21 protein-coding genes are annotated in these 19,808 nt (G+C 71.5%); 10 read left to right on the top strand and 11 right to left on the bottom strand.

The window, feature by feature from the left end:
* Positions 1-260 precede the first annotated feature (260 nt).
* The 4 genes from rlmC to BIV01_RS14520 all read right to left on the bottom strand — a co-directional run bounded on the left by rlmC (position 261) and on the right by BIV01_RS14520 (position 4,680).
* Positions 261-1,412: a 23S rRNA (uracil(747)-C(5))-methyltransferase RlmC gene (gene rlmC, locus BIV01_RS14535; RefSeq protein ID WP_071303313.1), complete on the bottom strand. Its 1,152-nt coding sequence runs from the start codon at positions 1,410-1,412 to the stop codon at positions 261-263.
* A 7-nt stretch (positions 1,413-1,419) separates the two neighbouring features.
* The gene (locus BIV01_RS14530) at positions 1,420-2,565 is read right to left on the bottom strand and encodes a glycosyltransferase (protein WP_071303312.1); all 1,146 of its coding nucleotides are present in this window, start codon (positions 2,563-2,565) and stop codon (positions 1,420-1,422) included.
* A 71-nt stretch (positions 2,566-2,636) separates the two neighbouring features.
* The gene (locus BIV01_RS14525; RefSeq protein ID WP_071303311.1) at positions 2,637-3,515 is read right to left on the bottom strand and encodes an SMP-30/gluconolactonase/LRE family protein; all 879 of its coding nucleotides are present in this window, start codon (positions 3,513-3,515) and stop codon (positions 2,637-2,639) included.
* A gap of 61 nt (positions 3,516-3,576) precedes the next feature.
* Entirely contained in the window at positions 3,577-4,680 is a 1,104-nt protein-coding gene (locus BIV01_RS14520) for a glycosyltransferase family 4 protein (protein WP_175473742.1), read from the bottom strand.
* A 126-nt stretch (positions 4,681-4,806) separates the two neighbouring features.
* Here BIV01_RS14520 and BIV01_RS14515 point away from each other — a divergent pair, with 126 nt between their 5' ends.
* Complete coding sequence (locus BIV01_RS14515; protein WP_071303309.1) at positions 4,807-5,775, top strand: GDP-mannose 4,6-dehydratase; 969 nt, start codon at positions 4,807-4,809, stop codon at positions 5,773-5,775.
* Positions 5,772-6,734 (top strand): glycosyltransferase, encoded by a 963-nt coding sequence (locus BIV01_RS14510; protein WP_071303308.1) that lies wholly within the window; start codon positions 5,772-5,774, stop codon positions 6,732-6,734. The genes BIV01_RS14515 and BIV01_RS14510 overlap by 4 nt, the downstream gene beginning before the upstream one ends.
* A 3-nt stretch (positions 6,735-6,737) precedes the next feature.
* On the opposite strand, the gene BIV01_RS14505 is transcribed toward BIV01_RS14510, so the two are convergent.
* Both BIV01_RS14505 and BIV01_RS14500 read right to left on the bottom strand, forming a co-directional pair.
* On the bottom strand, positions 6,738-7,391 hold the full coding sequence (locus BIV01_RS14505) for a FadR/GntR family transcriptional regulator (RefSeq protein WP_083414060.1): 654 nt from the start codon (positions 7,389-7,391) through the stop codon (positions 6,738-6,740).
* Complete coding sequence (locus tag BIV01_RS14500) at positions 7,388-8,110, bottom strand: SDR family oxidoreductase (protein WP_071303307.1); 723 nt, start codon at positions 8,108-8,110, stop codon at positions 7,388-7,390. Before BIV01_RS14500 ends, BIV01_RS14505 begins: the two co-directional genes overlap by 4 nt.
* A 61-nt stretch (positions 8,111-8,171) precedes the next feature.
* On the opposite strand from BIV01_RS14500, the gene BIV01_RS14495 reads away from it, so the two are divergent.
* The gene (locus BIV01_RS14495; protein ID WP_071303306.1) at positions 8,172-8,972 is read left to right on the top strand and encodes an SDR family NAD(P)-dependent oxidoreductase; all 801 of its coding nucleotides are present in this window, start codon (positions 8,172-8,174) and stop codon (positions 8,970-8,972) included.
* A 28-nt stretch (positions 8,973-9,000) separates the two neighbouring features.
* Here the strand turns inward: BIV01_RS14495 and BIV01_RS14490 are convergent, their stop codons facing one another.
* The 5 genes from BIV01_RS14490 to BIV01_RS14470 form a co-directional block, all read right to left on the bottom strand.
* Entirely contained in the window at positions 9,001-9,711 is a 711-nt protein-coding gene (locus tag BIV01_RS14490) for a sugar phosphate nucleotidyltransferase (RefSeq protein ID WP_139199417.1), read from the bottom strand.
* Positions 9,684-10,724 (bottom strand): GHMP family kinase ATP-binding protein, encoded by a 1,041-nt coding sequence (locus BIV01_RS14485; RefSeq protein ID WP_071303305.1) that lies wholly within the window; start codon positions 10,722-10,724, stop codon positions 9,684-9,686. Before BIV01_RS14485 ends, BIV01_RS14490 begins: the two co-directional genes overlap by 28 nt.
* A gap of 24 nt (positions 10,725-10,748) precedes the next feature.
* Positions 10,749-11,267 carry a D-glycero-alpha-D-manno-heptose-1,7-bisphosphate 7-phosphatase gene (locus tag BIV01_RS14480; protein WP_071296431.1) on the bottom strand — a complete coding sequence of 173 codons (519 nt, stop codon included), beginning with the start codon at positions 11,265-11,267 and terminating at the stop codon, positions 10,749-10,751.
* Positions 11,242-11,877: an SIS domain-containing protein gene (locus BIV01_RS14475; RefSeq protein WP_083403493.1), complete on the bottom strand. Its 636-nt coding sequence runs from the start codon at positions 11,875-11,877 to the stop codon at positions 11,242-11,244. The genes BIV01_RS14480 and BIV01_RS14475 overlap by 26 nt, the downstream gene beginning before the upstream one ends.
* A 99-nt stretch (positions 11,878-11,976) precedes the next feature.
* Positions 11,977-12,393, bottom strand: coding sequence for a MarR family winged helix-turn-helix transcriptional regulator (locus BIV01_RS14470; RefSeq protein WP_071296432.1), 417 nt, complete (start codon positions 12,391-12,393; stop codon positions 11,977-11,979).
* 73 nt (positions 12,394-12,466) lie between these two features.
* Here BIV01_RS14470 and BIV01_RS14465 point away from each other — a divergent pair, with 73 nt between their 5' ends.
* The 7 genes from BIV01_RS14465 (at position 12,467) to mnhG (ending at position 19,791) form a co-directional block, all read left to right on the top strand.
* Complete coding sequence (locus BIV01_RS14465) at positions 12,467-13,411, top strand: quinone oxidoreductase family protein (RefSeq protein WP_071303304.1); 945 nt, start codon at positions 12,467-12,469, stop codon at positions 13,409-13,411.
* 109 nt (positions 13,412-13,520) lie between these two features.
* Positions 13,521-16,409 carry a Na+/H+ antiporter subunit A gene (locus BIV01_RS14460; RefSeq protein ID WP_071303303.1) on the top strand — a complete coding sequence of 963 codons (2,889 nt, stop codon included), beginning with the start codon at positions 13,521-13,523 and terminating at the stop codon, positions 16,407-16,409.
* Positions 16,406-16,816 (top strand): Na(+)/H(+) antiporter subunit C, encoded by a 411-nt coding sequence (locus tag BIV01_RS14455; RefSeq protein WP_071303302.1) that lies wholly within the window; start codon positions 16,406-16,408, stop codon positions 16,814-16,816. Before BIV01_RS14460 ends, BIV01_RS14455 begins: the two co-directional genes overlap by 4 nt.
* Positions 16,813-18,513, top strand: coding sequence for a Na+/H+ antiporter subunit D (locus tag BIV01_RS14450; protein WP_070417258.1), 1,701 nt, complete (start codon positions 16,813-16,815; stop codon positions 18,511-18,513). The genes BIV01_RS14455 and BIV01_RS14450 overlap by 4 nt, the downstream gene beginning before the upstream one ends.
* The gene (locus tag BIV01_RS14445) at positions 18,510-19,097 is read left to right on the top strand and encodes a Na+/H+ antiporter subunit E (protein WP_070417259.1); all 588 of its coding nucleotides are present in this window, start codon (positions 18,510-18,512) and stop codon (positions 19,095-19,097) included. The genes BIV01_RS14450 and BIV01_RS14445 overlap by 4 nt, the downstream gene beginning before the upstream one ends.
* Positions 19,094-19,438: a hypothetical protein gene (locus tag BIV01_RS14440; RefSeq protein WP_070417260.1), complete on the top strand. Its 345-nt coding sequence runs from the start codon at positions 19,094-19,096 to the stop codon at positions 19,436-19,438. The genes BIV01_RS14445 and BIV01_RS14440 overlap by 4 nt, the downstream gene beginning before the upstream one ends.
* The gene (mnhG, locus tag BIV01_RS14435; protein WP_070417261.1) at positions 19,435-19,791 is read left to right on the top strand and encodes a monovalent cation/H(+) antiporter subunit G; all 357 of its coding nucleotides are present in this window, start codon (positions 19,435-19,437) and stop codon (positions 19,789-19,791) included. The genes BIV01_RS14440 and mnhG overlap by 4 nt, the downstream gene beginning before the upstream one ends.
* Positions 19,792-19,808 lie beyond the last annotated feature (17 nt).

Below are 19,808 nucleotides of genomic sequence, written 5' to 3'. Positions count from 1 at the left end.
TGGGGTGCGCCACCGGGGGCAGTGGTCTCGTGCCGGTGGCGCCTCGGTCGGCCACCATAGGAAACTCTTCACCGTTATCAAACCGAGACAAACGGTTCTACCCGTTGGTGCTATGTCTCACGGGATGGAACCTGTACGCGTGGATCCCCATGGGCATGGTCATCGCGGCGGACCCGGGTACGTCACCTTGGCAATTCCCTGGCAATGACGGCCAGGAGGTACGTGGCGGCGCCGACCCGCGCCTCCCGTCCGCCGGTCGGTCACCCTCGGGACAGCAGCGTCACCGCTTCCAGGTGGCCGGTCTGCGGGAACATGTCGAGCACCCGCGCGCGCCGCAGGCGCAGCGACGGCATCCGCGCGAGGTCCTTCGCCAGGGTCACCGGGTTGCAGCTCGAGTAGACGACGTGCCGGACGTCCGACTCCTCGAGCCAGGTCGACAGCGTCTCGCCGATCCCGCGCCGCGGCGGGTTGACGACGACGAGCTCGGGGACCGTGTCGGATCGGGCACGGAGCGCGTGCTCGGTCGCGTCGTCCGCGGCGAAGCGGACGCCCTCGAGGCCGGCCTCGCGCGCCGACTGTCCCGCCGACCGCACGGCTTCGCGGCTGGTCTCGATGCCCGTCAGCGCGCGACCGGGGCGGGCGGCGTGCAGGGCGAAGCCGCCGACGCCGCAGTAGAGGTCCCACATCGACGCCGGCGCCACCTCGTCGATCCACGCCGAGGCCTGGGCGTACAGCTCGGTGGCCACGTGCGTGTTCGTCTGGAAGAAGCTCTGCGGGCGGAGGTGCATCGTGACGTCACCGAGTCGCATCGAGAGCGTCTCCCGCTCGGTGAGCACGATCTCCCGCTCCCCCTCGGTGACGGCCTTGTGCTCCGGGAGCAGGTTCACGGTGACGACGACGGCGTTCGGCAGCACCCGGTGGAGCGCGTCGAGGTGCTGCCGGAGGCGCGCCAGCTGTCCCTCGGAGCGCAGGACGAACCGCACCATGAGTTCCCCGTCCGGCGACTCCGTCACGAGCACGAACTTCAGCTCGCCCCGGCGGGAGGCGACGTCGTACGGGATGAGCCCGGCGTCCGCGATGAACCCGGCGAGGATCGGGAGCGCGTGCTGGATCCCGGGCGTGCAGATGCCGCAGTGCCGCAGGTCCACCCCGCGCTGCCGGTGGTCGAGGATGCCGACCGTCGGGTGCTGGACGGTCCCGCCGACCACCATCTTCGCCTTGTTGCGGTACGCGGACTCGGGGCTGGTGATCGCGGGCAGCCACTCGACCGAGCCCGGACCCCCGGCGGCCTCGACCGCGTCGTGCAGGAGTTCGCGCGTGCGGAGTTCCTTGTCGAGGACCTGCTCGGCGTACGGCTGCCCCATGAGCGTGCACGAACGGCACACCCCGCGGTCGAAGTAGTCGCACTGCATGGCCGAGTCAGGATACGGCAGCGGCCGCCTTCCGGACGGTGACGCCGCGGGTCTGCTGCTCGAGGGCGTGCTCGTACGCGCCGCAGACGCCCGACCACGTGTACGCCGAGCGGGCCCGGTCACGCACGCAGCCCCGGAGCAGCTCCTGCTCGACGGGGTCGGCGAGCAGGTCGAGGACGGCGTCGGCGATCGCGCCGGGGTCGGGCTGGACGAACCGGACGCCGGTGCCGGCGAGGACCTCGCGGTTGTACACGGTATCGCGGGCCACGGTGGGCGCCCCGCAGTGCATCGCCTGCACGAGTGCCGGGTTCGTCCCGCCGACGCTGTGCCCGTGGAAGTACGCACCGGCGTGCTGCCACAGCGCGAAGAGCCGGTCGTCGTCGGACACGTGGCCGAGCCAGGTCACGCTCGGGGTCCGGTCGGCGAGGTCCTGCGCGGCAGTGTCGAGCTCCCCGCCGTAGCCCGTCGACCCGACGATGACGACCGGGTGGCGCTCGGCGATGCGCTCCGCGGCGACGAGGAACTCGGCCACCGTGTTCTCCGGCACGAACCGCGCCACCACGAGGGCGAACGGTCGCCCGGCGAGGTGCGCGTCGTCGGGGTGCAGCGGCAGGACGTCGGACTCCGTGCCGCCGTAGGGGATCATCACGCCGGAGCGGCCGAACTCGCGACGCCAGTAGTCCCCGATGGCATCGGCGTCGAAGACGAGCCGATCGGCGAACCGTGCGGTGGCCCGGGCGCCGGTCTTGAACACCGCCTTGGCGAGCCGCCCCCACTTCGCGCGCTCCCACTCGATCCCGTCGACGTTGACCACGGTGGGGATGCCGGCGAGCCGCAGGAGCGGGAGCCAGTACCCGTTCGCGCAGTTCATCACGAGCGCGACGTCCGGCCGTCGTCGGATCGTGTCGAGGACGGCGGTCAGGCCGTACGTGAGGGTCGAGAGCGACCGCGACTCGAGGCCACGGGTCGTGCGCCGGGTCACCCGGTGGTCGAGCGACGGGTCGTCCACCCGTTCCTGTCCGGGACGGCCGTAGACCGTGACGTCCCAGCCGGCGTCGGCCAGATGCGGTGCGATGTGCCGCACGGCCGTCTCGAACCCGCCGTAGTAGGACGGGTACCCGCGCGTCCCGATGATCGCCACACGCTTGGACATACCCGCTCCCTCGTTCACCTGATGACTGCAATGATATTCTACATTGCAGTTCCAGGTGATGGAAGAGCGGGTTACTCGGCGGCGGCGTCCCGGGTCGTGGTCGCGATCCGGTACACGGACGTCGTCGCGGCGAGGAACAGCGTCGTGCCGTCGTCACCGCCGAAGCACAGGTTCGCGGTGACCTCGGGAACCACGATCTCGCCGAGCCGGGTCCCGTCCGGGTCGAACACGACCACGCCCCGGTGCGACGAGGACCACACGTTGCCGTGCACGTCGACGCGGATACCGTCCGGGGCGCCCTCGCCGGGCTCCAACCGTGCGAACACCCGACCGTTCTTGAGCAGGTCGCCCCGGTCGCCGCGTCGGTCGTACGCCCGGATGACCGGATCGTCGCCGGACGAGCTCGCGACGTAGAGCACCTGCTCGGTCGGGTCGAACGCCAACCCGTTCGGTTCGTCGAGGTCGGTGGCGACCGGCCGCAGGTCCGCACCCCCCGGACCGCAGCGGAACACCCAGTGGTCGCCGTACTCCCGCTCGCCCGGGTGCCCCTCGCGCGGCTGGGTGATGCCGTACGCCGGGTCGGTGAACCACACGCTGCCGTCCCGCGCGACGACGACGTCGTTCGGGGAGTTCAGCCGGACGCCGTTCCACGCGTCCACGATCGGTGTGACGACCCCGTCCCGGTCGCGCTCGACCCGTCGGTTCCCGTGCGAGCACTGCACGACGCTGCCGTCACGGTCGAGGGTGCGGCCGTTCGTGAACTCGACCCCCTCGGCGTACACCGACGTCTCACCGGAGTCGGCGTGCCACTGCAGGATCCGGTCGCCCGGGATGTCCGACCACCGCAGGGTCCGGCTCGCGGGGATCCAACACGGCCCCTCGGCCCAGGTGCTGCCCGTCGCGATGCGCTCGACGGCGCCGGGGTCGGAGACGAGATCGGTGAACGACATGTGCTCTCCTTCGAACACGATCCGCGGTGCGGCGCGGTCGGAGTTCGGCCGCGGATCGACCCTACCCGTCGGCCTCGGGTGCACCGGCTGCCGACGAAGTGCCCACGACGGGCTCGTGCAACCACGCGTCGGCCACGAGTCGTCCGTCACGGTCCGGGAGGGCGGCGCGGACCTCGTCACGATCGAGCGGGTTCCGCAGCGCCCGGACGAGCGCCGTTGCGAGCCGCTCCGGGAGCCCGGACGGGTCGACGTCGACGACCTCGTGCCCGTGTGCGACGAGCCAGGGCGCCAGACCGGTCTGGTCCGTCGTGACCACCGTCAGCCCGGCGGCGAGCGCCTCCTTGATCGGGAGGCCGATCTGCTCGATCCACCGACCGTCGGGCACGGACGGGGCCACCAGCACGGAACTCGACGCGAGCAGCGCGCCGGCCTCGCCGTGGGGCAACCGTCCGAGCACCGTCCGGCTGTCCGGACGGCGCGCTGCCCACGCCTCGAGCTCGGCCTGCAGCGGCCCGGGGCCGACGATCGAGAGCCGCGCGTCCGGGAGCGCCTCCTCGACGGCACTCCACGCCATCGTCAGCCCGCGCAGCCCCTTGCGTTCCTCGAGCACCCCGAGGAACACGCACGAGAGCGGCTCGGCAGGCACAGACGTGTCGTTCGCCCGCGGGAGTTCGAGCATCGTGCGCTGGTCGACCCCCGACAGGAACGGGAGTCGTGCGTACGCGACCCGGGCGGCGTCGCTCGCGAAGCAGATGCGGTCCAGGGTGAGGCGCGCGACACCGCCGATGAGGAGTGCGACGGCCCGGACGGCCCACCCGGGGACCCGACGCCGCCCGCCGACCAGGGTCGCGAGGGCGTTGTTCTCCATCGCGTAGGTGACGACACGGTGCCGGCGGCGCCGGAGCACGCCCGCGGCCTTGAAGCCGAGCACGAGCCCGAGGTGCTTCGGCCAGAAGCGCATCCAGTACGGCTCGGGGACCTCGAGCGTGGTGGCGCCCGTGCGCAGGAACCGCCGCAGCGCGCCCGGCATCGTGACGCGTCGGATGCCCGCGACGAGCGGCGTGCCCGCGAGGTCGTAGTTCGTGTCGAGGTAGAGCAGCTCGGCAGGGGTCCCGAGTCGGTGTCGCTCGATGTGCGCGGCCCGGAGCTCCGGGACGATCCGCATGCTCGCGGCCCGAGTGGTTCGGACCCGCGGTTCCTTGTCGACCATCACTTCGTCTCCCTGTCGCGATACCGGCTGATGACATATCTACTGATATACAATACACTGGAACGGAACGAAGGAGCAGAGATGACTGTGTTGATCACCGGAGCCGGCGGCATGATGGGTTCCCACCTCGCCGAACTCCTCATGAGTGCCGGGGACGACGTGGTCGCGACCTCGCTCCACCCGACCATCGACCTCTCGACCGTCGACCCCTCCGTGCGGTTCCGGGAACTCGACGTCCTCGATCGCGATGCCGTGACGGGGTCCATCGCGGCGCACCGGCCCTCCGTCATCCACCACCTCGCTGCGCAGAGCCTGCCAACGGTGTCGTGGACGGACCCGTGGACCACGATGCGGGTCAACTCCGAGGGCACGATCAACGTGTTCGAAGCGGTCCTCGACGTCCGCCGTCTGGATCCCGAGTACGACCCGACCGTCGTGGTGGCGTGCTCGTCGGCGGAGTACGGGGCGAGCCTCACACCCGCGAACGTCCCGGTGACCGAGGAGACCCCGTTGCTCCCGCTGCACCCCTACGGCGTCAGCAAGGTCAGCCAAGACCTCCTCGCGTACCAGTACCACGCGAACCACGGCATCCGAGCCGTCCGTGCGCGCATCTTCAACTGCACGGGCACCCGGAAGCGCAACGACGTGGTCTCGGACTTCGGCCGTGCAGTCGTCCGAGCGCTGCACGAGGGGACACCCGTCCGCCACGGCAACCTCGAGACCCAGCGCGCGATCATCGATGTGCGCGACATGGTCCGGGCGCTCCGTGACCTCTCGCTGACCGGCCACCCCGGCGAGGTGTACAACATCTGTGCAGACCGCGCCTACCGCATCTCGGAGGTACTGGAGATGTACTTCCGTGCGGCCGGACGTCGCCTGCCGACGGAGGTCGACCCGCTCCTCCTCCGCCCGTCGGACGAGGCGATCATCTTCCGTGACACGTCGAAGATCCGGTCGCACACGGCCTGGCGTCCGGAGATCGGCCTCGAGACGACGATCGCAGACGTCCTCGCGTTCGAGCAGGTCCAGTACGCCCGAGGTGCGCGGTGATCGACCTCCTGTTCTCCGACCCGATCCCGGTCGTGCAGCACCACTACCAGCGACAGCTCCACGACGTCTTCGCGAGCGGCGGGGGCTCAGCGACCCAGGCCCACTGGTCTCGTCCGGTCGAGGGCTTCCCCGGAGCCCTCGGCAAGGCGCGGATGTTGGCGAACGCGGTCCACAACCTCCGGCGCCAGCGCGCCGAGCGGCGACCGGTCCTCCAGGCGTGGCCGAGCCTCGGTCTCCTCGAGACGCGGCTCTGGTCGTCGCCGAACGGCCCTCGCTACGTCATGCTGCACGACCCGGCTCCGCTCCGACGCCAGTACGGACACTCCGAGCGCTCACGTCGCTGGGCAGCCGCCGCCCCCGCGGAGCACCGCCCGACCGTCCTCGTCTCCAACGACCACGCGTTCGCCATCGCGCGCCAGGCACTTCCGCACCACCGGATCGAGAGTGTCCTGCACCCGATGCTGAGCACGCGACGCCACGTCGACAAGACAGCCCGTCCGTCGATCCTCGTCGCCGGTCAGTACAAGCCGGCCCGGAACGTCGAATTGCTCGCCGCTCTCGGTCCGCGGCTCCGAGCGCGGGGGTGGGAGACGACGATCGTCGGGAGAGGCTGGCCGGAGATCGAGGGCTGGACCGTCGAGAACCGGTTCGTCGCGGAGCACGAGCTCGAGCACCTCCTGGGCCGCTCGTGGGTGCACCTGCTGACGTACCGGCAGTACTTCCAGTCCGGCGTCTCCCTGCGAGCCGTCGAGATGGGGACGTCGACGGTCGGCGAAGACACCGACTTCCTCCGCGGGCTGTTCGGTGCCGGGCACCCCGGTCTCGTCGCGACGGACGGAGACGCCGCCGCGTACGAACGTGCGATCGAGGCCGTCATCGACGGCGAAGGCCCGTCACTCGAAACCGTACAGAGCGACTACTTCACCCGGTGCACGGACAGCTGGCGCGTGGTTCGCTGACGCTCACGCTCGGTCGACGATCTGTTGCATGGCGCGAGATGCACCGCTCTCGTCGCCGCTTGCGACCGCGCGCGCGACGGCCGCGTGGAGGCCCACGTCGTGCGCGTCGGGGCGGATGCCCGCACGTTCGTCGAGTGCGCGCGCGACCACGCGGTGCAGCCGTCTGTACATCGCGTTCCCGGACAGCTCCAGCACCAGTCGGTGGACCTCGCGGTCTGCCTGGAGGAACGTGGCCGCGTCGTCCGGACCCGTGGCGGCGGCGAGGCGGTCGGCGGCGGCGAGCAGCGCCTCCAGGTCGGCACGGTGCGACGCGTCGGACGCGCGCCCGGCGGCTGCCGCAGCGGCCACCGGCTCGACCGCGCGGCGCAGCGCGCGCAACTCCCCGAGGACGACCCCACGTTCCGGACCGGCGAGCCGCCAGCCGATGACGCGCGGGTCGAGGACGTCCCACTCCGACGCGGGCAGGACCCGGAGCCCGACGCGACGACCGGCGCTGAGGAGGCCGAGGCCGACGAGGACGCGGACGGCCTCGCGGACGATGCTGCGGCTCGAGCCCGTGCGGGTGACGAACCGGTCGATGCTGTCGCGGTGCCCCGTCGGCAGCGATCCGTCGACGATCGCGGCGCCGAGCCCGTCGAGCACCCGGTCGAAGATCACCGCTGTGAGACCGGGCTGACCACGAGCTCGTCGACGCGCATGTGCGACGGGGCCTCGAGCACGAACGAGACCGAGCGGGCGATGTCCTCCGGCTGGAGCATGACCACGCGTGCGGCCGCGTCCGGCACCGAGGGGCGCTGGTCGAGGAAGTCGGTGGCGACGTCACCCGGGCACAGGTGGGTCGCTCGGACGCCGTGCCCGGCCTCCTGCTGGTTGAGCGTCCGGACGACGGAGCCGAGCGCGGTCTTCGACGCCGAGTAGGCGACCCCGGCCCCGGGTTGGAACGACCAGCCCGCGTACGACGACACGACCACGACGATCCCGCCGGACTCGCGCATCGCGGGCAGCGCAGCGTCGACGACCGTGACGACGGCGGTGAGGTTGGTGTCGACGATGGCGCGGAAGTCCAACAGCGACTGGTCGTCCCACCGACGCTGGGGGCTGTTGAGCCCGGCGGCGAGGACGAGTCCGTCGAGCCGCCCGTACTGCGCGAGCAGGGTGTCGCGGGCCGCGGCGACGGCCTCCGGGTCGTTCGCGTCGAGGGGCAGCACGTCCGCCGTCCCACCGTCGTCGCGGATCTCGGTCGCGACCGCGGCGAGCCGGTCCGCCCGGCGTCCGCTGAGCACCACCGTCCAGCCGTCGCGGGCGGCCGCACGAGCGCTCGCCGCTCCCATGCCGCTGCCGCCGCCGGTGATCCAGAGCACGCGTGCGTCGTTCATGGGGGAATAGTATGCCTATTGCTGCGACCGGACCACGGCCGCACCGACGACGGGAGCGACGATGCACCTCGACCTGACCGACCGCGTGGTCGTCGTGACCGGAGCCGCGCGCGGCATCGGTGCCACGATCGCCGCGCGGTTCCACGCTGAGGGGTGCCGGGTCGTCGCGCTCGACCTGGCGTTCGACGAACCCGCTGCCGCGGACGCGCCCGCCTCCGGGGACGAGGCCGCCGCCGGCGCCGCGCTGCCGGTCGACCGGGTGCGCTGCAACGTCGCCGACCCCGACTCCGTCCGCGCCGCCGTGGACGAGGTCGTCGCCCGGCACGGCACGATCGACGTGCTCGTGAACAACGCCGGCATCAACGTCGAGGGTGTCGTCGCCGACCTGCAGTGGGACGACTGGCGCCGCTGCATGGACGTGAACCTCGGCGGGACCTTCCTGATGAGCCAGGCCGTGGCACCCGTGATGCAGGCCGCCGGGCGCGGACGGATCATCAACGCGGCGTCGTTCGCGGCGATCGTACCGAGTGTCGGGAGCGCTGCCTACGCCGCGTCGAAGTCGGCGGTCGTCGCGTTCACCCGGGTGCTCGCATCGGAGCTCGGCCCGTGGGACATCACCGTGAACGCGTACGCCCCGGGGATGGTGCCGACGGCGATGAACGGCTTCGCGACGATGCCCGCCGAGGCACAGGACCGCCTGCTCGACACCCTGTCGCTCCGTCGGTGGGAGACGGCCGACGACGTGGCCGACCTGCTCGTGTTCGTGGCGAGCGACGCCGCCGGGTACATCACGGGGACGCTGCTGGACGTGTCCGGCGGCAAGTTGGCCACCCAGATCCCGGCGCGGGCGCACGGGCGCTGAGGGCGCTGTCCCACGGCCCGTTCGTCCGTCAGCGCTCGCGGAACCAGGCGTCGGCCGCGCGCAGGTCGTCCGGGACCCCGATGTCGAAGAAGGTCGCACCCCCGACGACGAAGGGCGGCCGGAGTTCCGGGATCCTGACCTCCATCACGTCGCGCTCGAACGAGACGAACGGGTCGGCCGGGAACGTCTCGACGAACCGCTTGCGCATGCCGTAGACACCCGCGTTGATCCGCCCCCGCCCCGTCGATCCCTTCTCGCGGAGCGCCACGACGCGCGCGCCGTCCGTGTCGACCCCGCCGAAACGCCCGACGTCGGGGACGGTGGCGAGGGTCATCGCGAAGTCGGCGTCGTCAAGGGCGGCGACGAGCATCGGGAGTTCGGCGGCACCATACGTGTCGCCGTTCATCACGACGAAGCGATCGCGGAGCAGGGGGAGGGCGTCCCGGACCGCTCCGCCGGTCCCCCGAGGGCCGGTCTCCGTCGAGTACCGGACCGGGACGCCGGCGAACGCGGAGCCGAAGTGGTCACGGATGACGTCCGCGTGGTGCCCGACGAGCAGGACGAACTCGGTCGCGCCCGCTCGCGCACAGTCCTCGAGCAGCCACTCGAGGAACGGCCGACCGGCAACGGTCGCCATCGGTTTCGGGGTGCTGTCCGGGATCACTCCGCGGAGCCGGGTCCCGAGGCCCCCGGCGAGCACCACCACCTGCATCAGCGCACCGCCTTCGTGACGGGCCACGACTCGACGCCGTGGTGTGTCACGTGGGCTCCCGTCACGGTGCCGCCGCACTCTGATTCGAGCGCACGAGCCACCTCGAGCCGGCGTTCCGGATCGACGACGAGCATCATGAAGCCACCTCCTCCGGCTCCCGAGACCTTGCCGGCGATCATCCCGTGCCGTGAGGCGACCTCGTGGGCTCGCTCGATGGCGGCGTTGCTGATGCTCGCCGCCGTCCGCTTCTTCGCGAGCCAGCCGTCGTTCAGGCTCGCGGCGAACTCCGGGACATCGCCGACGAGGAGCGCGTTCTTCATCCGCTGAGCCTCGGCCCGGACGGTGTGGGTCGCGGCGAGGGCGTCTTCGCGACCGGCGACGACGTTCCCCTGCTGTTGCTCGATGACCACGGCGGAGTCTCGGGACACTCCACCGAAGTACAGAAGGAGCGACGCCTCGAGCTCCGCGTGCACCTCACGCGGGATCCGCAAGGGGTTCACCACGACGCGCTCACGGTCGGCCTCCATGTAGTTGAAACCGCCGAACACTGCGCTGTACTGGTCTTGCCAACCGCCGGCGAGCCCCAGGTCCACGCGCTCGATCTCCCAGGCCGTGCGGGCGAGTTCGTACTGGCCGAGGCTCACGCCGAGGAACTCTGCCATCGCCTGCACCATCGCGACGACGAGCGCCGAGGACGACCCGAGCCCGGACCCCGGTGGCGCATCGACCTCGGTGGCGAGGCGAAGCGCGACGTCGTGGCCGCCGTTGTGGTCGCGGACCATGCGGCGGTACACGGCGACGTGGAGCCCGAAGTCGGAGAGCAGCGCGTCGAGGTCCGCGTGCGCGGCACGGCCGGTGCACTGTCGATCCGGCGAGTGGAACTCGACACCGGACGCTGCCGGGGAGACCGTCGCGTAGGCGTAGCGGTCGATGGTGACGCTGAGGACACGCCCGCCGAAGTCCTCGGAGTAGGGCGACACATCGGTGCCGCCACCGCCGAGACCGAGGCGGAGGGGTGCGCGACTGCGGATGGTGTGCATGGCTGGTCTCCGTTCGGGCGGGTGTCAGGCGATCGACGCGGCGAACGCGGCGAGGGAGGGGAAGGACTGGTCTGCCATGGGGTCCCCGACCCCGATGCGGACGGTACGGCACCCGCCGGTATGGTGTGCGAGGGCTCGTCCCATCGCGATGTCGGAGTCGGAGTCACCGACCATGGTCGACCGGCTGGGGTCCACCTCAGGGTGGTCGGCAAGCCAGCCGAGCGGCATCCCGGGGAGCGGCTTGCGGCACCGGCAGGTACCGGCGAGGTGCGGGCAGACGAGCACGTCGTCGATGCGCCCACCCGCGGCGGCGACCCGAGCGGTCATCTCGGCATGCACCTCGTCGACGGCACGGGCCGACATGATCCCGCGCCCGACGCCCTGCTGGTTCGTGACGATGACGATCCGAGGTGCCCAGGACGCGAGGGACACGAGCGCGTCGAGCGCCCCCGGGAGGAACTCGAACTCCTCGACGCTCCGGACGTAGTCACCGGCGATCCGCCGGTTGACCACGCCGTCACGGTCGAGGAAGAGCGGCCACATCGGCGGACTCGAAGGCGCAGGGGCGCTCGGCGGGGAGCTTGTACTCGTCGGCGAAGAGCACGTGCTCGACACGCTCCGAGATCGCGTGGACGAAGACGATGTGCGACTCCTGGATCCGGCCGGTCTCGTTCGACGGGATGCGGAGCGCGATGTCGGCCAGGGCTGCGAGTGCGCCGCCACCGGCACCGGTCATGGCGACGACGGAGACCCCGTGGACCCGTGCGGCCTCGGCTGCGCGGACGATGCTCGCGGAGTCACCCGAGGTGCTGATGGCCACCAGCAGGTCGCCTCGACGTGCGGAGCCGGTCAGCGCCCGGGCGAAGACGCTCTCGTAGTCGTAGTCGTTGGCGACCGCGGTCATGTGAGAGGCGTTGCCGTGCAGCGCTTCGGCTGCGAGGGGCGGTCGGTCGAAGATGAAGTGACCGCTCAGTTCGGCCGCGAAGTGCTGCGCGTCGGCGGCGCTGCCACCGTTGCCACAGAAGTAGACGCGGCCGCCGCTGCGGTAGGTGGCGATCATGGCGTCCGCCACTGCATCGGCCGCGTCGAGCAGCGTTCGATCCTGGAGCACTCGCTCCTTCACTGCGATGGTGTCGCGGAAGATTCGTTCCATGCTGCGCATCGGGCTGCCTCTCGTTCGCGCACCGGAGGTGGGTGCGGAACCATGCTACCTTGTCGAAATATCACACGCAAGCATTTCATATTCGAAGACTCAGCGCAGCATCCGCTCCAGCAACACCCGCAGCTCCCCCCGCTCCCCCACGGACAACCGGGTGGTCAGGGGCAGCAGCGACTCCCGGATCGCCGCCTCGAGCGATCGGGCGACGTCGAGCCCGGCATCGGTGATGACGACGTCCACCGCCCGGGCGTCCTCGGCGTTCGGCACCCGCCCGAGCAGCCCCTTGGCCGACGCGCGCGCCACCAGCCCGGTCATCGTCGACTTCTCGAGGCCGAGGTACTGCGCCAGGTCACCGATCCGCATCCGCCGGTCACGCAGGATCGCGAGGACCCGCAGCTGCGTCAGCGACAGCCCGGCGTCCGCCGCGATGCCGGTCAGGGCACCCATCGTCCGGAACGCACTCTCGCCGAGGGCGTCGACGAGCCGCTCGTCCTCCGTCATCTCCTGCATACCGCGAGCCTACTTGACTCACTTCGTGTTACGAACTACTTTGTTCGTAACACGAACCTTTTAGGAGGCAGTCATGCACGCAGCCGTCGTCACCGAGTTCGGCCGATCCCCGGTCTGGCAGGAGTTCACCGACCCCGTCCCCACCGCCGACGAGGTGGTCGTCGACGTCGTCGCCGCCGGACTGCACCCACGGGCGCGGTCCCAGGCCGACGGGTCGCACTACACCAGCGAGGGGGCGCTCCCCCTCGTCCCGGGCGTCGACGCAGTCGGGCGGTTCCCGGACGGGACGCTCCGCTACTTCGCCGTCGCGAGCGACACCCGCGGCACGATGGCCGAACGGGTCGCCGTGGACCCGCGGGCGAGCGTCGTCCTGCCCGAGGGTGCCGACCCGGTGGCGGTCGCCGCCGGCGCGAACCCCGTGATGTCCTCGTGGGTCGCGCTCCGACGCCGCATCGACTTCGCGCCCGGCAGCCGTGTCCTCGTACTCGGCGCGACGGGCGCCTCCGGCTCCGCGGCGGTGCAGGTCGCGAAGCACCTCGGCGCCGAGCACGTCGTCGCGAGCGGACGGGACGTGACCCGACTCGGAGCGCTGCCGGCACTCGGCGCGGACGTCGTGGTCCCGCTCGACGACGTCGACGCCGTCGGTGCGGCAGCCGCGGACGTCGACGTCGTGATCGACTACGTGTGGGGCCAGCCCGCCGCGGACGTCATGCGCGCACTCGTCACGGCGCGACAGGAGCGCGGACGCCGGCTCGACTGGGTGGCGATCGGCTCCACGGCGGGCCAGGAGGCGCGGATCCCCTCCGCAGCGCTCCGTGCGTCCGGCCTGACCATCGTCGGGAGCGGCCAGGGTTCCGTCGGTCGGGCGGCGTTCGTCGCGGAGCTCCCGGGGATCGTGGCGGCGATCGCCGACGGCACGATCCGGGTGGACGCGACGGCGGTGCGCATGGCGGAGGTCGAGGCGGCCTGGGCCGGACAGGTCGGTGCTTCGACGGGCAGAGTGGTGCTGGAAGCCTGATCCTCGATCGGCCTCCCTGTCCGCCCACTCAGGAACTCCACATCCCCCTCTCCGTAGGCTGTGAGGGCCCAGTGAGCCGGACTGCAGCCCGACCCCGAGGAGGTGCCCGATGGTCATCGTCCTCGTCGCGTTCGCGATCGTCGCCCTGATCGTCCCCGCCCTGACCCCCGTCCTCGGCCGCCGCGTCTTCTACGTGGCCGCCCTCGCACCGGCAGCAGCCGCGGTCCTGACCGTCGCGCAGACCGGTCCGGCGTTGCACGGCGCGGTCACGGAGCGGTTCGGGTGGGTGCCGCAGCTCGACCTCGCGATCGCCCTGCGGATGGACGCCCTCTCGTGGGTCCTCGCCCTCGTGGTGGGCGTGGTCGGCGCCCTCGTGCTCGTGTACTGCGCCACGTACTTCGGGCCGGACGAACCCGGACTCGGTCGGTTCGCCGGGGTCCTCACCGCCTTCGCCGGGTCGATGTACGGGCTCGTGGTCGCCGACGACGTCATCGTGCTGTTCGTCCTCTGGGAGGCGACGACGGTCTTCTCATACCTGCTGATCGGCCACGACTCGGTGAAGCGTGCCAGTCGCGCGGCGGCGATGCAGGCGCTCGTGGTCACCACCGCCGGTGGTCTGGCGATGCTCGCCGGTCTCGTGGTGCTGTCGGTGACCGCCGGGACGACGTCGCTCTCCGGGATCGTCCAGGACCCTCCGTCGGGGACGATCGTCTCGGTGTCGGTCGTGCTCGTCCTGCTCGGCGCGCTGACGAAGTCCGCCATCGTGCCGTTCCACTTCTGGCTCCCCGCCGCGATGGCCGCCCCGACCCCGGTCAGCGCGTACCTCCACGCCGCGGCGATGGTCAAGGCCGGCATCTACCTCGTCGCCCGGCTCGCCCCCGCGTTCGCGCTCCTCGGCGGGTGGCGCGAGACCATCACCGTGCTCGGGGTGCTCGGCATGCTCATCGGTGGGTACCGAGCGCTCCGGCAGACCGACATCAAGCTCCTGCTCGCCTACGGCACGGTCGCCCAGCTCGGGTTCCTCGTGCTCGCGGCCGGGTGGGGTGCGCCCGAGGTCGCCCTCGGCGGGGTGGCGCTGCTGGTGGCCCACGCGGCGTTCAAGTCGACCCTGTTCCTCGTGGTCGGGGCGATCGACCACGTCACGGGCACCCGCGACCTCGCGCGCCTGAGCGGTCTCGGACGCCGGATGCCCTGGCTCACCGTCGTGGCCGTCCTCGCACTGCTGTCGATGGCGGGCATCCCGCCGACGATCGGCTTCGTCGCGAAGGAGGCCGTGCTCACCGGCTTCATCGACTCGCTGCACGGCCCCGACGCCGGGTGGGCGTGGTTCGCGCTCGTCGGCGTGACGATCGGCTCGGTGCTCACCGTGGCCTACTCGCTGCGGTTCCTGTGGGGCGCCTTCGCCCGGAAGCCCGGCGTGCCCGACACCGAACCGCACGGCCTGCACGGCCTCGGCGTCGTCCCGTCGGTCCTCGCGCTCACGGGTCTCGCGCTCGGCCTCGCGACGCCCCTCGTGGCGCACGGCATCGAGCCGGCCGCGCACGCCGCCGCCCTCCCCGGCGAGGTCCCGCACCTCGCGCTCTGGCACGGTCTCGAGCCGGCGCTCGGCCTCTCCGCGGTGACGCTCGTCGGCGGTCTCGCGCTGTTCGCCCTGCGCCGCCCGGTCGAGGCGCTCCAGCACCGCCTCGCGGGTTCCCCCAGCGCGTCGAGCACCTACCGACACCTCATGCGCGGGCTCGACCGGGTGGCCACGGGCCTCACCGCCGGGGTCCAGCGCGGTTCGCTCCCCTACTACCTGACCGTCATCCTGTCCGTGTTCGTCGCCGGGGCGCTCGTCAACCTGGTCATCGGCGGACCGTGGGCGTTCCACGTCCGGTTCGCCGACTCGTGGGGACAGATCCCCGTCGTCCTCGTCATGTCGATCGCCGCGATCGCCGTCCTCACCGCCAAGACCCGGTTCGCCGCGGCGGTGCTGGTCGGCGTGACCGGGTACGGCATGTCCGTCCTGTTCGTGCTGCACGGAGCGGTCGACCTCGCCCTGACCCAGCTCGTGGTCGAGACGGTGACGCTCATCGCGTTCGTGCTCGTGCTGCGCCGGCTCCCCCCGCGGATCGCCACCGCGAACCCGTCCCGCTTCCGGGTCGTGCGGGCGCTCTTCGCGGGCCTCGCCGGGCTGACCCTCGCGATCGTGGTCGTCGTCGCCGCGTCGGCCCGCACGGCCGAGCCGCTCTGGCCGGACCTGCCGGCGTTGACGAGCTCGTTCGGGCACGGCCTGAACGTCGTGAACGTGGCCCTCGTCGACCTCCGAGGCTGGGACACCCTCGGCGAGCTGACCGTCGTGGTCGCCGCCGCGACGGGCGTCGCGAGCCTGATCTTCGTGAACTCCCGCGAGGACACGCTCCCCCGCCTCCGCGACCTGCCGGCCCGGCTGACCGCCGACCGCGACGAGCGCACGGACGGCGAGCCCCGCGCCTGGCTGCCGACGAGCGCCGCGATCCCGACCGGCCGTTCGGCGCTGCTCGACGTCGTCGTCCGCCTGCTGTTCCACGGCCTGATCGTCCTGTCGGTCTACCTGCTCTTCGCCGGGCACAACGCGGCGGGCGGCGGGTTCGCCGGTGGTCTCGTCGCGGGCATCGCCCTCGCGGCCCGGTACCTCGCGGGTGGCCCGGCCGAGCTCGGCGCTGCGGCCCCGGTCCGGGCCGGACGCCTGCTCGGGCTCGGCGTCGCCACGGCCGCGATCACCGCCCTCGTGCCGATGTTCTTCGGCAGGGAAGCCCTGTACTCCGAGTTCTTCGAGGCCACCGTCCCGGTGCTCGGCCACGTCGAGTTCGTCACCGCCACGTTCTTCGACATCGGCGTGTACCTCGTGGTCGTCGGCCTCGTGCTCGACGTCCTCCGCAGCCTCGGCGCCGAGGTCGACCGGCAGCGGCTCGAGGACGCCTCGACGCCCGTGCAGGACATGACCGAAGCCCCCACCCCGGAAGGGAGCGCCACGTGACCGTCACCCTCGTGCTCGTCATCGCGATGGCGGTGCTGTTCTCCTGCGGGGTCTACCTGCTCCTCGAACGCTCCCTGACCCGGATGCTGCTCGGCTTCCTCCTGCTCGGGAACGCCCTCAACCTGCTGCTCCTCGTGATGTCCGGTGCTGCCGGCAACCCGCCGATCGGCAAGACCTCCGAGGGCATCACGGACCCGCTCCCCCAGGCGTTCGCCCTGACCGCGATCGTCATCACCTTCGCCGTGAGCGCGTTCCTGTTGGCCCTCATCCACCGCTCGTGGAAGCTCTCCCGCGCCGACGAGGTCGAGGTCGACGAGGCCGACGTCGCGATCGGTCGGGAACGCGACGAACCCGCGGACGAAGACCCCGAGACCACCACCGACGCAGAACAGGAGGCGACCCGATGACCTGGCTCGTCCCGCTCCTCGTCCTCGTCCCGCTGCTCGGCGCCGCGGTCGCGCTCGGACTCCTCAACCACCAGAAGCTGCAGCGCGCGATCACCGTCGTGGTGCTCGTCGTCGCCCTGGCCGTCGCCGCGACCCTCATGGTGCTCGTCGACCAGCACGGCACGATCGTGGTGCAGGTCGGCGGCTGGGACGCCCCGTACGGCATCTCGCTCGTGGTCGACCGGCTGAGCGCACTGCTCCTCACCGTGAGCGCGAGCGTGCTCCTCGTCGTCCTGCTCTTCTCGATCGGACAGGGGCTCGCGGCCGACGACGGCGAGGCGCCGGTCACGATCTTCTACCCGACGTACCTCGTGCTCGCCGCCGGCGTGCTCGACTCCTTCATCGCCGGGGACCTCTTCAACCTGTACGTCGCGTTCGAGATGCTGCTGGTGGCGAGCTACGTGCTCATCACCCTCGGTGGCAGCGAGCAGCGCGTCCGGGCGGGCACCACGTACATCGTGACGAGCCTCATCGCGTCGGCGATCTTCCTCGCGGCGATCGGCCTCGTGTACGGCGCCACCGGCACGGTCAACATCGCCCAGATCAGCGAGCGGATGGCTGCCCTGCCCGAGCACGTGCAGCTGCTCCTCCACACGATGCTGCTCATCGGGTTCGGCATCAAGGCCGCCGTGTTCCCGCTGGCGTTCTGGCTGCCGGACTCCTACCCGACCGCGCCGGCACCGGTGACGGCGGTGTTCGCGGGCCTGCTGACGAAGGTCGGCATCTACGCGATCATCCGGCTCGAGACGATCATCTTCCCGAGACCGCAGCTCAACACCGTGCTCCTCATCGTGGCGATCCTGACGATGGTGGTGGGCGTGCTCGGTGCGGTGTCGCAGACCGACGTGAAACGACTGCTGTCCTTCACGCTCATCAGCCACATCGGGTTCATGGTGATGGGCGTCGGCCTCGGTTCGGTCGCCGGGACCGCCGCCGCGGTGTTCTACACGGTCCACCACATCGTCGTGCAGACGACGCTCTTCCTGGTCTCCGGGCTGATGGAACGCGTCGGCGGGACGACCTCGACCCGATCGCTCGGCGGGCTGCTCAAGGCCGCCCCGCTGCTCGCCGCGCTCTACCTCGTGCCGGCGTTCAACCTCGGTGGCATCCCGCCGTTCTCCGGCTTCATCGGCAAGCTCGGCCTCTTCCGTGCCGCGGCGATCGACGGCTCGCCCCTCGCCTACGCGACGATCGCCGCCGGTGTCGTGACGAGCCTCCTGACCCTGTACGCGCTCATGCGCGTCTGGGACGCCGCGTTCTGGCGTCCGAAGCCCGCGGCCGAGGCAGCTGCCCCGCACGCGAGCACCGCAGAGCCGCACGCCCACCTGCGGTCGCCGGAACCGGCGCCGCTGACCGTGTCCGAGGACACGGGCAAGGCGTTCCACCCAGGAGGCTCGGTGACGGTCACCGACGCACCGCACGCGAGTCGCGCCTCCAGTCCGGAGACCGCACCGACGGCCACGCAGGACGGCGTCGGCGAAGCCCCCACGCGCGTGAAGCTGCCGCGCATGCTCGTCGGCGTGACGACCGTGGCCGTCCTCGGGTCGGTCGCCCTGACCGTCGTGGCCGGCCCGCTGTACGGCTACGCGACCCGCGCGGCGGAGTCGCTCGAGTCCCCGGACCGCTACGTGCAGGCCGTGCTCGGGGGGACGCGATGACCGCGGACAGCACCCGGCGGATCACGAACGCGCGGCGCATCGCCGTCGCGTGGCGCTACGACGTCCCGCTCGTCGCCGGGCTGACCGTGCTCTGGGCGCTGCTCTGGGGGTCGTGGACGCCACTGACCCTGCTGTGCGGGATCGTCGTCGCGCTCCTCGTGACGCAGTTGCTCCCGCTGCCACCGGTGCCGCTGTCCGCCCGGTTCTCGATCCCGCACGCCGCGTGGTTCCTGGTGGTGTGGTCGGGACTGGTCGTGCTCGCCTCGTTCCGGGTCGCCTGGGTCGCCCTCCGCCCACGCGGGGTCCGGCGGAGTTCGATCACGCTCGTCCAGCTCCACACCACCTCCGAGATGACGTTCACCCTGGCGACGCTCGCGATCTCCCTCGTGCCGGGGTCGTACGTCGCCGACGTCGACCTGCGACGCCGCCGGCTGCTCCTGCACGTCCTCGACACCGAGCGGGTCGAGCAGGTCGACGCGGCCCGCCGTGAGGCCCTCGGCATCGAGACGCTCGTCATCCGGGCCCTCGGGTCGAAGCAGGACCTCTCCGAACTGTCCGAACCCCTGCCGGAGGTCACGCGATGAGCGCCGCAGTCGTCGTCATGGGGATCGCGATCGCCCTGGTGCTCGCGCTGCTCGGGGCCACCCTCGTGCTCGCCGTCCTCCGCATCGTGCGCGGCCCGACCATCCTCGACCGGATGATCGGCTCGGACATGGTGCTGACGACCGCGCTCGTGGTGATCGGCGCCGCGATGGTGATCCGGCGGGACCTGACCGCCGTGCCCGTCCTCGTGGTGATCGCCGCGACGAGCGTCTTCGCCACGATCGCCGTCGCCCGTGCGGTCACCCCGTCCTCCGATCCGTCCGACGAGGGGCTGACCGTGACCACGCCCGAGCACGCCGACGACCAGGAGCGTCCCCAGTGATCGACATCATCCAGGGGTTCATCGACGGCGCCGGGGTCCGCGCGTGGATCGCCGTCGGGCTGCTGCTCGTCGGGGCGGTGCTGTCGCTCGGCGCCGGCGTCGGGATCGTCCGGTTCCCCGACCCGCTCGTCCGGCTGCACGCGATGGCGAAGCCGCAGGTGCTCGGGCTGGCGTTCGCCCTCGCCGCGATCGTGGTCGCCGTGTGGACGTGGACGGCGCTGTGGGTCGTCCTGCCGATCATGGTGTTCCAGCTGTTCCTCGTGCCGGTGTCGACGCACATGATCGCCCGCGCGGGGCTGCGGGCGGACGACTACCGCCACGAGGACCTGCTGGTCGACGACACGGAGTCGTGACCAGGTGACGGACTGGA

Origin of the sequence: Curtobacterium sp. MCBA15_013, from assembly GCF_001865095.1 — a bacterium.
Taxonomy (GTDB): domain Bacteria; phylum Actinomycetota; class Actinomycetes; order Actinomycetales; family Microbacteriaceae; genus Curtobacterium.
The sequence above is the reverse complement of the archived record's forward strand: the minus strand, read 5'-3'. Positions and strand labels throughout refer to the sequence as shown.